General features: G+C 59.5%; 10 protein-coding genes. 3 read left to right on the top strand and 7 right to left on the bottom strand.

The window, feature by feature from the left end; translation table 11 throughout:
• Positions 1-223 precede the first annotated feature (223 nt).
• A complete protein-coding gene (locus tag P3T43_RS19325; RefSeq protein ID WP_429282634.1) occupies positions 224-1,012 on the top strand; it encodes a phytanoyl-CoA dioxygenase family protein in 789 nt (262 codons plus the stop codon).
• Between the two features lie 35 nt (positions 1,013-1,047).
• Here the strand turns inward: P3T43_RS19325 and P3T43_RS19320 are convergent, their stop codons facing one another.
• From P3T43_RS19320 to P3T43_RS19295, 6 genes are all read right to left on the bottom strand, one after another.
• Entirely contained in the window at positions 1,048-1,497 is a 450-nt protein-coding gene (locus P3T43_RS19320) for a nuclear transport factor 2 family protein (protein WP_429282633.1), read from the bottom strand.
• A 5-nt stretch (positions 1,498-1,502) separates the two neighbouring features.
• Positions 1,503-2,870, bottom strand: a complete 1,368-nt coding sequence (locus P3T43_RS19315) for an MFS transporter (protein WP_429282676.1) — start codon at positions 2,868-2,870, stop codon at positions 1,503-1,505.
• A gap of 309 nt (positions 2,871-3,179) precedes the next feature.
• Complete coding sequence (locus P3T43_RS19310) at positions 3,180-9,122, bottom strand: AAA family ATPase (protein ID WP_429282632.1); 5,943 nt, start codon at positions 9,120-9,122, stop codon at positions 3,180-3,182.
• A gap of 577 nt (positions 9,123-9,699) precedes the next feature.
• Positions 9,700-10,083, bottom strand: coding sequence for a BON domain-containing protein (locus tag P3T43_RS19305; protein ID WP_429282631.1), 384 nt, complete (start codon positions 10,081-10,083; stop codon positions 9,700-9,702).
• A 9-nt stretch (positions 10,084-10,092) separates the two neighbouring features.
• Entirely contained in the window at positions 10,093-10,509 is a 417-nt protein-coding gene (locus P3T43_RS19300) for an organic hydroperoxide resistance protein (protein ID WP_429282630.1), read from the bottom strand.
• Positions 10,510-10,716: 207 nt separating this feature from the next.
• Positions 10,717-11,229, bottom strand: coding sequence for a cytochrome P460 family protein (locus tag P3T43_RS19295; RefSeq protein ID WP_429282629.1), 513 nt, complete (start codon positions 11,227-11,229; stop codon positions 10,717-10,719).
• A gap of 273 nt (positions 11,230-11,502) precedes the next feature.
• Between P3T43_RS19295 and P3T43_RS19290 the strand changes: the two genes are divergently transcribed.
• Complete coding sequence (locus P3T43_RS19290) at positions 11,503-12,549, top strand: alpha/beta fold hydrolase (RefSeq protein ID WP_429282628.1); 1,047 nt, start codon at positions 11,503-11,505, stop codon at positions 12,547-12,549.
• 53 nt (positions 12,550-12,602) lie between these two features.
• The gene (locus tag P3T43_RS19285) at positions 12,603-13,067 is read left to right on the top strand and encodes a RidA family protein (protein WP_429282627.1); all 465 of its coding nucleotides are present in this window, start codon (positions 12,603-12,605) and stop codon (positions 13,065-13,067) included.
• 170 nt (positions 13,068-13,237) lie between these two features.
• On the opposite strand, the gene P3T43_RS19280 is transcribed toward P3T43_RS19285, so the two are convergent.
• Positions 13,238-13,624, bottom strand: coding sequence for a response regulator transcription factor (locus P3T43_RS19280; RefSeq protein WP_429282626.1), 387 nt, complete (start codon positions 13,622-13,624; stop codon positions 13,238-13,240).
• Between the last annotated feature and the right edge of the window lie 369 nt (positions 13,625-13,993).

Genomic DNA, 13,993 nt, shown 5'->3' with positions numbered 1-13,993 from the left:
GATGACGAAAGGCAATCGGGGGCACCCGATTGCCTGCTGAGCGCGGCTGCGATGCGGTACTTTCTCAATCGCTTTCTTAGTCGTTCTCGCAGACGTACCGAGAAAGGCGCGGCATTTAAATTTTCACAGAGGCGAATGCGGCCACACTTCGGGACTGCGCGCACGTGATTGATCTATCCAGGCTGGCTTGCTAGTCTTGCAGAGACTACCTGGGGACAATTTGATGCGTTACTCAAACGAAGAACACGATGCCTACGCGAGGATATTCGAGCGCGACGGCATGGTCATCCTGAAGCAGCACTTCCGGGCAGAAACGCTCGCAGCGTGGCGGCAAGCCTTCGACGGCATCCTTGCCCAAAAACTGCACGAAAACACAACCGCTGTGCGCGGTGCCAACAGACACTACATTACGCTGCCATTTGCCGGCGTCTTTGCGGACGAGAGCGTGTTCTGCGACCCTGACGTGCTGGCAATTGTCGAACGGGTGGCCGGTGAAGACCCGGTCATGTGCCAGCTTGCGACCGACACGCCACTGCGCGGATCCACGTATCAGGACGTGCATCGCGATACCCCGGCCCTGTTCGATAATCAGCCTGAAACGCCGTCGTTTCAACTCGCGGTAAATTTTCCTCTTTGCGATGTGACTGCCGATAACGGACCGTTCGAAACGACCCTCGGCACGCACAGGATGAATTCGGAAGAGGCTCTAGAGGCGTATCGGGCTGGGCGAATTCCATTACACAGCATTCCTATGCAACTCGGCGACGTCATGATTCGTGACGTGAGAGCATTGCATCGGGGTACACCCAATCACACTGATATACCGCGTCCCATGGTCGTCATCGGGTACAGCAGAAGCTGGTATTTCAGGCCGGAAGTTCATATCGACGTCCCGCGCGACGTGTACCAGCAACTCGGCGCACGAGCAAAGCGCTTGCTGCGATATATGCCGCAGGTCGACGAAGCTGGTGCGATCCAGAACGGCGAGAGTTACCTCAAATTCGCTTACTGAATGGCAGCACCGCGCGTGGGTAGATCGGCTTCACTTTAGTGGCTGGCGGGATCGGCAAGCGGTTTTTTGTAGCCCTGCCGGGCCAGCAGTTTCCACGCGTCGTTCTGTTTCTGCCAGACCATCAACACGTCGAAATCCACTTCAACGAGCTTGCCGGCCGACTCCGTTGTGCCTGAAAAATGATCGCGCACGACGGCGTTGTCGCCGGTCACTGTCGTCACCGTATGGCTCAGGTCGATACGCTTGTAGCGTGTCTGGCCGCTGACGATGGTGTCGATAAACGCACCCTGGTCCTGGACGCGACCATTTGAATGGCCGTAGGTGAGCGTGTCGGCGGTAAGGTCTTTCATTGCCTGCGCGTCGCCTGCGATCATGGCGGCGCTGAGGCGGTTCGTCGCGTCGTTGACGGCTGTTTCATCTGCGGCATTGGCCCATGCCGCCGAGCAGACGAGGCCGGTCGCGAGAAACAGAATCAGTTTCTTCATGTTGATCAGATCCTTTCGGTTGAGTCTGTTGCGAGTGACCGCGTCAGTACCATGCGTTTGATATCGCCGACCACGAATACGTAGCAAAGCACTGCGACCACTGCGTTCGCGCCGATGAAAACCAGCGCGGAGTTGAACGAGCCCGAGCGCTGTACGAGATAGCCGATGATGATAGGCGTGGTGATGCTCGACAGGTTGCCAAACGCATTGAAGAGCGAAGCGCAGACGCCGCCGGCTTCCACTGGCGCCGTATCTGATACGACTGCCCAGCCGAGCGCACCGATGCCCTTGCCGAAAAATGCGCCTGCCATGATGGCGACGACCAGCACTTCCGAATCGACGTAGTTGCAGGCAATCATGCAGGTGGACAGCAGCATGCCGAATACGATGGGTGTTTTGCGCGCCATGCTGGCACTGCAGCCACGTTTGAGCATTGCGTCCGAAATCACGCCGCCCAGTACGCCGCCGAGAAAACCGCAGATCGCCGGAATCGAGGTCACGAAGCCGGCTTTCAGGATCGACATGTGCCTTTGCTGCACGAGATAGATCGGAAACCAGGTGAGGAAAAAATAGGTGAGGGCGTTTATGCAGTACTGCGCAATAAAAATGCCAAGCAACATGCGGCTCCCGAGCATCTCGCGAATCGATGCGCCGAGCGCGACTTTGGCGGGTTGGTGTGCCTTCGCACCGGCGTCGGCTTCGCGGGTTTCGAGGTCGACAAGGGCGCCGCCCGCTTCGATAAAGCGCAATTCCGCGGCGTTCGCGCCGGGATGGTCCTTCGGCGCGTAAATGGTCTTCAGCCAGATGCCGGTCATCAGGATGCCTAATGCACCCATCGCATAGAACACGGAGGGCCAGCCGAACGCATGCACGAGCCATCCCATGATCGGGGTGAAGAGCACTGCGGCAAAGTATTGCGAGGCGTTGAAGATGGCCGCCGCTGTGCCGCGTTCAGAACGCGGGAACCAGGATGACGTGAGGCGACTGTTGCCGGGGAAAGCGGGCGCTTCGGCGAGACCCATCGCAAAGCGCAGACAGAACACGACCGCGATGGCGGTGGCTGCCGTCAATCCTGCCGTGAGACCTTGCGCGAACGTGAAGATCGACCATGCGAACAGGCTGACCGCGTAGACCCGTTTGGTGCCGAAGCGATCCAGCAGGCGCCCTCCGGGCAACTGCCCGATTACATAGGCCCAACCGAACGAGGAGAACACGTAGCCCATGGTCACCGGCGTCAACCCCAGCGCGCGCTGCATTGCGCTGCCGGCGATCGACAGGCTGGCGCGGTCTGCGTAGTTGATCGTCGTGACGGTGAACAGAATGAAGAGAATCAGCCAGCGCACACGCGTAGCGCGCTCGTTGCGAACCGGCATTGCAACGGACGTCAGGTTGATGACAGCGGGTCGTGCTCCTGATACGCGCAACGGCTGGCGGGATGAGGCTCGTCGCGCCGCTTCGTCTATGTGATCCACAGCGTCTCCTCGGTGATCACTCAAAGTTATGTGTCATCGTATAACAGAGGATGTAATCGCGCTGAGGTGATGGCATGAATACGGGGTAAACCACTAATGATTCGGCGCCGATTGAGCGCTTATAGCGGATGCATCGGACGACAAACGTCGTCATCGGCATCGGTCATCGTATGAGTGTGCGGCAACCGAAGGACTAACGCGGCGCGTGCATCAAGCAGCCGGGAGCTCGAAATAAAACCGCGCCCCAGCGTGAATCGACTCGTTGTCGGCCGCGATGTGACCTCCGTGGGCTTCGATGATCGAGCGGCAGATAGGCAGGCCCATCCCCATGCCGTCTGGCTTGGTAGTGAAGAAACTTTCGAAGAGGCGCTGGAGATGATCGGGGGCAATGCCGGGGCCGCTGTCCTCGACCGCGCAACGCAGAGTCGTGACATCCGGCACGATCGTGCGGATCGTGATTCTGCGCTCCTCGCTGCATGCCTGTTCCATCGCCTGCATGGCATTGACGGCCAGGTTGACGATGACCTGCTGCAACTGCACGCGATCCGCTAGCACCCGTGGCGCGCCCGGAGCCGGGTGATGCAATACCGCGACCCCGCGCATCTGCACTTCATGACGCAGAAATACGAGTACGCCGTCGATCAGTTCATCCAGCCACACCAGTCGGTGCTCGGGCGTCTGCCGGGTCGCCATGCCGCGAATACGGCTGACGATATCCACGGCGCGGCGCGCGTCGGCAACCATGCGGGTGTTCGCCCCACGCGCCTCTGCGAAATCCGGCTCTGGCCTGCCGAGCCAGCGTTGCGCGGCCTGACCGTTGGTCACGATCGCGGCCAGCGGCTGATTCAACTCGTGAGCAATCGAGGCAGTCAGCTCACCCAGCACAGAGATACGCGCGGCGTGTGCAAAATCCGCCTGCAACCGTTCCAGCATCTCCTGCGCGTGAATGCGTTCGGTCAGGTCGACCAGACTGATCAGGCCGATACCCAGATCGTTGGCCGTGCGCGGACGTGCTACGGAAAACTGAACGTTGATGATCCGGCCATCAAGCGTCGGCATGCGGGTCGTTTCCTCGAAGTGATCCTCGCCGCGATAGCGGCTTTCGAGAACCCGCCGGAGCGTGCCGGGACTCTCCCGCCAGATCCATGACAGCGGGCCGATCAGCTCGCTTCGATCGCGCGCTCCAAACATCGTGACCGCGTAATTGTTGACCTCTTCGATGGCGAGTATCGCCCGGGCGCGGTCCAGCCACTCGGGGTTCGCATCGATGTACGTCGAGAGGTTTTCCACGCCCTGCGCCCGCAGCTCCATCATCATCGCCATGAGAGGCAGGGCGTCCACTTGCCACAGGCCCACCGGCATATCGCGAAAGAGGCTGCGGTAGCGCTGTTCGCTGCGTTCCAGCGCAGCGTGAGCCTGCTGGCGCACGGTCACATCCATCAGTGCTCCTACCAACCGCAACCGCTCGGGTTCGTCCACGACGACGTGGGCCACTGCGTGCAGATGTTTGATCGCTCCGTCCGGCATCGATAGCCGATACTCAATGTCGAAGCCCCGCCTGTCGTTCACCGCTTCCGCGATGACCCGTTGGACCAGCGGGGCGTCCTCGGGATGGGTACGAGCGAGCAGCAGTTCGATCGTGGGGCGGGTATCCGGGTCGTAACCAAGGATCCGGAAGCACTCCTCGGACCAGGTGATCTCCGCGCTCGCGACATGCCAGTCGAAGCTTCCCATGTGGCTAAGCTGTTGCGCGTCCGCCAGCAACGCTTCGGCATGCTTAAGATCAGCATAAAGACGTGCGTTCTCAAGCGAAATTGCCGCCTGAGAGGCCAGCAGCTGGAGCGCGGCAATGCGCGCGGGTGTGAAGACCTGTGCGGCCAGGCAGTTTTCGAGGTACAGGACACCGATCAGCTTCGTGTGCTTGATGAGCGGTAGGCAGAGCACTGACTGGCACTGGCGGCGCCCGATGTACTCGTCGTCGGAGAACGGACTCGGATCCGCAGCGTCGTCCAGCAAGACGCTCTCGCGGGTCCGGAGAACGTAGCGCAATACCGACTCGGGGAGTTCCTCAGGCGTCAGACGCGTGCGCGGAAGGCGCACCTCCACTGCGTCGCGCAGCATGATTGCTTCCGCCTCGATGCGCCAACTGTCAGCCCATGGCAGGACCAGCAAACCGCGATCGGCGCCGGCATGTTCGATCGCCAGAACCATCAGCGTATGAATCAGTTCATTGAGGTCGACGCCGTTGAAGATCGCCTGCGATACCTTGACCACCGTTGCCAGATCGAGTTGGTCTGCCGAAGTCGCAACGATGCTGTCCTCATGCGATGGTTTGCGTAGTAGTTGCGGATAAAGGTGTTCGAGTTGCCGCACCTTGCCATCCGCGCCCCAGCGTTCGTAGCATGAACGCGCGTTGCGCAAGTAGGTGTCGGCGATCGTGTCGTAGCCGCGCGCCAGATAGAATCGCGCGGCGAGTTCGTGCGCTATGCCTTCGTTCTGAATGAAGCCGTGCTCGCGGGCAGATCGTATCGCTTCCTCATAAGCGCGCATGGCCTCGAGATCCCGGCTCTCGATACGAGCGATTTCCGCGGATATCAGCGCATGGCGGTTGCGGTAGTTATCGGGGCAGTTATCGGCCCACAGTTCGTACTTCTTGAGGTCCGCGCGGAGGATGAGCTCATACTCTTGCTGCTGTTCCGCTGATGCATCTGGATAGAGCGCCGTGAGCGTGAGAGCGTGAAAGAAATGGAACGTCGCCTCGATCGGCATCCCCATCGCGGGACCAAGCACGGACTCTGCCTGTACTGCACTTTCCAGCGCCTCTGCGTACCGTCCACCGAGGAACGCGAGCATCTGCTTCATGATGTGATAGAAGACGATGCCGCAGCCGAAGCTCGCCTTGACGATATCCGCGAAACAGGCTGCTTCGTCGAACGTGCTGTCTTCGAGCGTCAACGGGTTCGTCACGCTACCCTGCAGGCTGGCGATGAATTGCTGCTCGAGTCGCACCGTTTCGCATACGGCCTGGTTGCGGCTCTGCCGTGCAAATGCTGCATATTTCGCCGACACCGTCCGCACATCCTCGAGCACATCGCCTTTCTCTATCAATTGCCAGAGCGTTTCGAACGCAAGGTAACCCGTAAACACGAGGTCGCCCACTTCGAGGCAGGCGTGGATAGCGCGCTCCAGGATCGGCAGGTCGGTCGCGATATGGCTGCGCCAGAAGTTGATGTGGTCACCATGCAGATGAAGCAGTTTCCCCCGCAAACGCTGATTGTTGAACTTCTCATTCAGCAGCAGGGACATTTCGGAGAACTGCACGCCGCTGGCAATTTCTCCCATCAGCGAAACCAGCATGACCGCGTAGTTGCCGTAAACGTAGCTCGACTGATCGGTATTGCCGTGTCGCAGCGAGAGGTTGACGGCCTTCAGGGTAATGAGCGGAAAGAGCGCGGGCCACCCGATATACGCACAGGGCATGGCTTCGACGAGCAGGTCGACAATCGCCCGCGTGGCGGGATCTCGCGCCGCGGGTGCATCGAGAAGTTCGGCGATGGCGCGGCCAGCAAGGTTGACTGGGACATCGCGAAACTCGGCGTCCACCGCAGCGTGAATCGCTTCGTCGGATTGGGGAATGGTTACACCGAAATCTCGAAGCGCGTCGAGCGCGACAGCGAAGCTATCGTCATATTTCCCGGCGACCTGGTAGAGCTTCATGCGCAGGCTATACACCTTGGCACGATCGAGATTCAAACGCGCGCGTCCGAGGATCCTGTCGAACAGCGCATCCGCGGTGGCGAAGTTGCCAACCAGATATTCACACTCGGAGAACGCGAGATAGAGTTCGAATGTCTCCTCGTAGCACCGGGTCCACGCGTCCGACGACAGCAGGCCGGCGGCCTGCGTCAGATAGTTGCAGGCAGAACCGTAGGCCGTCGAATTCATGGCCCGTTTGCCCGCCCGCAGGTTCAGCGTGACGACCCGTTCGCGCTCGTCCTGCTGCGCAATGAGCGCTGCGCCGCGATTGAGATGGTTCACGATATCGAAGATCGCTTCTTCGATGTCTCCCGGCGCGGTTCGCTCGGCGAGCAGGCGGCCAATCTGAAGATGCACGGCCGCACGCTCGCTGGGAGGGATAAGTGCATAGGCGGCTTCCTGGATACGATCATGCACGAACGCGTAGGCATTCTCCCTACGAAACACGAGCCCCGCCCGCACCGCTTCCCACAGTTTCTCGTGAGTCTTCTGCTCGGGTTCGCCATTGACCAGTGTGACCGTGGCGATCTCGGCGATGTTGCCCAGGCACGCGAGTTGTCCCAGCGCAATCCGCGTCGTGTCGGGTAGCCGGCCCAGTTTTGCGGCCATGAGATCGGCGACGTTCTCGGTAAAACCCTTCGCACGGATACGCTGCAGATCCCAGTTCCACATCAGGGTGCGGTGATCGAACGCGAGCAGCGCTTCGTCCGCGAGTGCCATCAGGAACTGGATCGAAAAGAAAGGATTGCCACCGGTTTTCTCATGCACCAGTTGCGCGAGTGGTTGTGCCGTTGCACGGTCGCAGTGAAGCGAATCGGCAACCAGTTGTCCTATGTGTTCAGGCATGAGCGACTCGAGCGCCGTTTCCTGGACATTGCCTCCAGCGTCGCGAATCAGTTTCAGTGTGCGCGTGAGGGGATGTGAGGGACCGACCTCGTTGTCGCGATAGGCACCCACCAGCAGCAGGTGCCGGATATCGGGGTGAGAGACGAGGTGTTCGAGCAGGTCGAGCGTGGCGGTGTCCAGCCATTGCAGATCATCGACGAACAGCGCGAGCGGATGCTGCGCCGAGGCGAACACGCCGATGAACCTGCGAAACACGATCTGGAAGCGGTTCTGTGCGTCTTGCGGCGGCAGCGTGGGCACGGGCGGCTGCTCGCCGATGATCAGTGCCAGCTCCGGGATCAGATTGATCATCAGCTGTCCGTTTGAACCCAGTGCTTCGAGCAGCGCCTGGCGCCACGGCACGACCTCTGCCTCGCTCCTGCTCAGCAGGTTGCGCACCAGTGACTGGAAAGCCTGTGCAAGCGTGACGTAAGGAATGTCGCGCTTGTACTGATCGAACTTGCCGGCGGCAAAGAGGCCTCGTGGCGGAACCAGCACCTTGTGCAGCTCATTGACGACGGAGGACTTGCCGATACCTGCATAGCCAGAGATCAGCACCATTTCAGTCGTGCCGCATTGCACCACGCGGTCGAAGGCGGCGAGCAGCGCTTCGATCTGTGGCTCACGTCCATAGAGCGTTTCGGGAATCAGCAGGCGGTCGGAGGCATCGTGCATCGCCAGCGGGAAAGGATCGATGCGTTGATGGGTACGCCATGCGGAAAGACAGGTCCGCAGGTCCGCCTCGACGCCTGCCGCCGTCTGGTAGCGATTCTCGGCGGTCTTGGCCAGCAGCTTCAGCACGATCTCTTCGACGGGCGTGGGAATGCCGCTGACACGTTCGCCAGGCGGTACCGGCTTGCGCGCGATATGGCAATGGATCCAGCCCATCGCGTCGGTTGCCGTGAATGGCAGGGTGCCTGTAAGCATCTCGTACAACGTGACGCCGAGCGAATAGAGATCGCTGCGGGCGTCGATGGACCGGTTCATGCGGCCGGTCTGCTCGGGCGGCATATAGGCGAACGTTCCTGCCATCACTTCCGGTGGCGTGGGTGGCTGGCGTTCGTTGGGCAGCAGCGTTGCAATGCCAAAGCCGGTTAGCCGAACGTTGCCGTCAGCATCGACGAGCACATTGGATGGTTTGATGTCCTTGTGAATGAGGCCGCATCGATGCATGTGGCCGATCGACCCTGCCAGGTTCGTGGCGAGGGAGAGGAAGCGCGCCAGTTCGAGCGGGCGACCGGGCGTGCCGGTAAGGGGCTCGCCGCCGTTGTCATCGAGGATGAGAGCTGGCGGCGTATGGTGGCCATGGAGCGCGAGTGGTCGAGCCGCCCAGCTGGAATCGAGCTGGCCCGCGAGGGCATATTCGTGTTCGAGGCGCGCGATACATCTGGGCGCGCCGCTGGCTGCCACGAGCACAAGTACGGAAACCGAATTGCCAGGCGGGCGCGCGCGATAGAGCGAGAAGTCCCCGTCTTCGCGCAGCGGTTCGAGTTTGCATCCAGTGATATCCATGGTCTCTGTTATCTCGCAGCGTGCGCCGTTCAGCGCCGATTCTGCACGCTTTTGAGTGGCTTGGCTATTGTCTTGCCGCCGCCGATACCGGATACCAGAAACGTGCGGAGGACACACCCCGTTTCGTACGGAAACATCCCTGATGAGAGCGAGAGAGAGGCAGGGTGGCGCGAGCGCGCACGTGATGATTCGTGCAGACGCGTGCGATGAAGTGACGTTTGGAGTGGAGCGACGCCATGTGGGCCAGAGTGGCCGCAGGCTGTTTGTTATGTGACGTCGGCTTCTGCCGCAAACAAGTTCATCTTTGCGAACAGCCCGATGCCGTACGTAGACGGCATCGCGGCAAGCGGGTAGGTCGTCAATGCCTGCAGGTTTTCCGCACAACGCTAACAGATAATCGTTTCGGACCAGCAGAACGACGGCATGTGAGATCTGCCGCGTGACGACGAAAGGCGAAGTGTTGAAACTCTCAGCTACGCGCGGATCGTGCCGTGACTGATCACCGCGCGAAAATACCGTTGGCGTTACTGAGCGATCTCGCGCATGCCGGGTGTCTCCAGGAGCATGTGCCTCGCGCTCAGTGACCGGTTTCCCGCATGATCAGGTTATTCTTGACGCTGCTGACACCGGCTACGCCGGTCGCAGTGTCGGCCGCACGCTGGATCTGATCGTTGCTTGGCACGGTGCCGTCGAGCGTAACCACACCTGCCTTCGCGAGAACGGTGATGCCCGACGATTCGAGATTTTTCGTGTGGGTCAAGGCGCGACGCACGGCCATCTCAAGCTTGTGATTTTGCGTGTGCAACGCTTTTTTAGACGCTCGCGCTGTGCTGTCAGTGGCCGCGTCGGTTGTTTGGGCACTTGCATGCGTGGTTCCAATCAGTGTGGCGGTAGCCAGCAGAACAGTCGTGATATTTTTTAGCGTTTTCATCGGAATCTCCTTAGGGAAAAAACGGTTCATCGGTGTCGATCAGACCAGCTTGATCTGAACGTCGATATTGCCACGGATCGCCTTGGAATACGGGCAGTTCTGATGCGCGGCGTCCACCAGTGCCTGAGCGACATCATGCTCCAGACCGGGAAGGCTGATATTCAGACGAGCCTGGAGGAAGAATGCGTCCTCCGTCTTGCCCAGATCTACCTCGGCGTCGACAGCTACGTCAACGGGCAGGGATAGTTTCATTTTTACGGCCGCCAACCCCATCGCCCCGATAAAACAGGCAGACCAACCGGCGCCAAACAATTGCTCAGGATTGGTGCCGTCGCCCGCACTGCCGGGCAACGAAAGTGCAATGTCGAGTCGGCCGTCGGCGCTGCGCGATGCACCATTCCGGCCTCCGGTTGTGTGAGTCTTGCCGGTGTATATGACTTTCTCGAGTTGGGTCATGATGGAATCCGTATTAAAGGCACCGTGTGTTTGAAACTGAGGGTGGCTATGAACCTAATCGACTCATCTGCCCGGTACTGAGAATAGGCGGCGTGGCGCCGGGCCTGCAACATATCTTCGTGTCGATCCGATATACCGAGGTATGACATATAAAGGGTAATAAGACATGGGAATTAAAGCAGGACGGTCTGGTTTGCGCCGAATGGATCAGGGAGCAAACCGCGTGAAGACAAGATCGTGGTTTTTGACGTTGGCTTGATGGCATGCAAAGCAGGTCTGATGCTGCGCCAGATCAGTGGGTTTGCCATTTATGAATCGACCGAATCCCCAGCCGCCTGTGGCCGCGTATTTTTTGGCGTCTTTAACCATGACTTGCACCGTGGTGGGCGATCCGGGTACAGAGGCGGGCCCGAATTCGGTGGAGCGAACGCGCTTATAGGCGAGTTTGACGAAGACGGTTCCGTCAGGAAAGGGCCGCGTCGCTGCCTGGATCGCCCTCGCAGCGACAGGGTTGCCGAGAACGGCACGCAGCTCGTTCAATGGCGCGGCTTCCTCGGCGGGCGCCATGAGTTCCCATTGCCGGTAGCCGCTGGGGATGGTGACCCCGTAGATTGGCGACGCATCTGCGGCATGAGAGTCGCCAGATGATGAAGGCGTCGCGGCCATGACCGACGCCGCCGCAAAGGCCAGCAGTAAGCCGCCGGGTATGTTCCGTTTCATGACTGGATACCTCGAGAGCGATTTGTGGTGACTTCCAGGCGCGGCCCGGCTTGTGCAAACGATTACTACGCTAGCAGCAGTATCGATCCAAAAGGCGTCGGTCGTCCGCATGGGTATACGCACGTATAAATGGCACACGCGTAAGCACTGGCCTCGGCACCGGTATGTATCATTCCTATTCGATCTGCGTGCACGTATGCTCAACTCATCGCTAGTGCGGTATGTAAGTCGCATGCTGGCGACTGCACCCAAACCTCAATTGGAGAGATAGCAATGTCGGACAAGATCGACCCGGGCCGTCGCGGCTTTCTGGGTACTGCGGCCATGACCCTGGCCGCAGCCCAGTTTGGCGTGATTGGCTCTGCACGCGCGCAATCCACAACGGACAAGCTGGCGAGTCTGCCCACCATCAAACCGGGTACAAACACGTCGTTCGCGTCGTTGAAGCAGATCAATGCGGGAGTCCTGAATGTCGGATACGCCGAGGCCGGTCCCGCAAATGGCCCGGCGGTGATCCTGCTACACGGCTGGCCTTACGATATTCATAGCTATGCCGATGTGGCGCCAATGCTCGCTTCGGCCGGCTACCGGGTGATCGTCCCCTATCTGCGCGGTCATGGCACGACGCGCTTTCTCTCGGATGCCACGATGCGCAACGGACAGCAGGCCGCTGTTGCCGTCGACATCATCGCGTTGATGGATGCGCTCAAGATCGATAAGGCGACCGTCGCAGGGTATGACTGGGGAGCGCGAACCGCCTGCATTCTCGCGGCGCTGTGGCCCGAGCGGTGCACCGGTCTGGTCTCCGTCAGCGGCTACCTGATCACCAATCTTGAAGCCACCAAAATGCCGCTGCCACCGAAGGCCGAGTATGCATGGTGGTATCAGTACTATTTCGCCACTGAACATGGCGAAGTGGGTTACGCCAAATACAAGGACGACTTTGCCAAACTCATCTGGCAGATCGCCTCGCCGAAATGGGCCTTCGACGACGCCACGTTCAATCGCACCGCGGCTGCCTTCGATAATCCGGACTACGTTGCCATCGTGATTCACAACTACCGCTGGCGGCAGAGCCTCGCGGCTGGCGAACCAAAGTACGACGCACTGGAAAACCGGCTGTTTGCCGGCCCGCTTATCAGCGTGCCGACGATCACCATGGAAGGTGATGTCAACGGTGCGCCGCATCCCGATCCGGCTTCGTATGCCAAGAAGTTTTCGGGCAAGTATTCGCACAAGCTGGTTCAGGGTGCCGGCCACAATCTTCCCCAGGAAGCACCTCAGGCTTTTGCCGAAGCCGTCATTGAAGTGGCTGGCTAGCGCCAGACCCAACCGATCATCCCCAACAGTCCTTACTATTTGCGGAGCACCTTATGAGTCACCACGACGTCTATGCCAGGCTGAAAGAACTCGACATTGAATTGCCGAGCGCCGGCGCCCCCGCCGCCGCGTATGTGATGAGCGTACAGAGCGGAAACACGGTTTATCTGTCCGGTCATCTCGCCAAAAAAGACGGCAAGGTGTGGGTCGGGAAACTGGGCGATGCGCTGACAACCGAAGACGGGCATCGCGCCGCGCGTGCAGCCGCGATCGATCTGTTCGCAACGCTGCATGGGAACATCGGCGATCTGAATCGGGTCACGCGAGTGGTAAAGGTGGTCAGCCTCGTCAATTCAACTCACGATTTCGTTGAGCAGCATCTGGTGACGAACGGCGCCTCTGACCTTATCGCCGACGTATTTGGTGAAGTCGGCAGACACGCGCGCTCGGCATTTGGCGTGGCGCAGATTCCGTTGGGTGCGTGCGTCGAGATCGAGATGGTTGTCGAAGTGAACTGACGCTGGGAGCGCCGTTGAAGATGGACATAACGCCAGCGGGGTATTCATAAGGCTGGCGTTGTCGTGTTAGCGCTGTATGATAGCTATGGCATACAGGTGGACGCGTAATACACAAGACCGGTGCGGCGTCGATGGTGAGATCTCATATCCGCCGTTCGTGCTGGATGCACTTAGTGGGGCACGTGGCCGGCAATCTCTGCGACGCGAAGCAGGAACAGGACATCATCCAACGGCTTGGTAAAGAACCCGACGGCACCGTTCGCGAGGGTCTTCTCCGCCATGTCCGGGGTTGCATGAGCGGTAACAAAAATGGCCCGGATATCGGATCTCTGCTCGGTTAGCTTCCTGACTAGCGTGAAGCCGTCCATCTCGGGCATCTGAACGTCTGCGATGACGAGGGACAACTCGCGCTCATCGAGATCCTCCAGAAATTCGCCACCGGAAGCGTAAGTGGATACGCTCCATCCGCATGATCTCAGCAGACTGGCTATTGCAAGCCTGACAGACTCATCATCGTCAACCACGGCGATAACGGCAGAACGCGAGTGTAGTGTCATTTTTTAGGGGCCCACGCGAAGAGGATTTTCAGCGACTACGTTGGTCGCAACCCGAACGTATCTTTGCTTGAGTTCTGCAGCAATAATACGTTCGCGTTATACGCATCGTGCGAATGCTATCTTGAAAACCTCTTCATAGCGGATCGAATTGCTGATATCTCATGCACTGGGCGGCTGTTCATATAACGGGCTGTTGCTCGCAAAGCAACCCGCCGTGAACATAGTTGCTCTTGCTCCGCTTGCCCTGGTCGGAGAACATAGCCGATGCGTGAGATGGCGAGCACTCGTCCTGCTGGACGCGCTCTGCTTGATTCACGTGTGACGCAGTCCGAAGAATTGAGGGATGTGATGTGCTTGTATATCCGGTCA

Source organism: Paraburkholderia sp. GAS41, from assembly GCF_050436545.1.
Lineage (GTDB): Bacteria > Pseudomonadota > Gammaproteobacteria > Burkholderiales > Burkholderiaceae > Paraburkholderia.
Note: the sequence above shows the minus strand (reverse complement) of the source record. Positions and strands in the feature narration are given on the sequence as shown.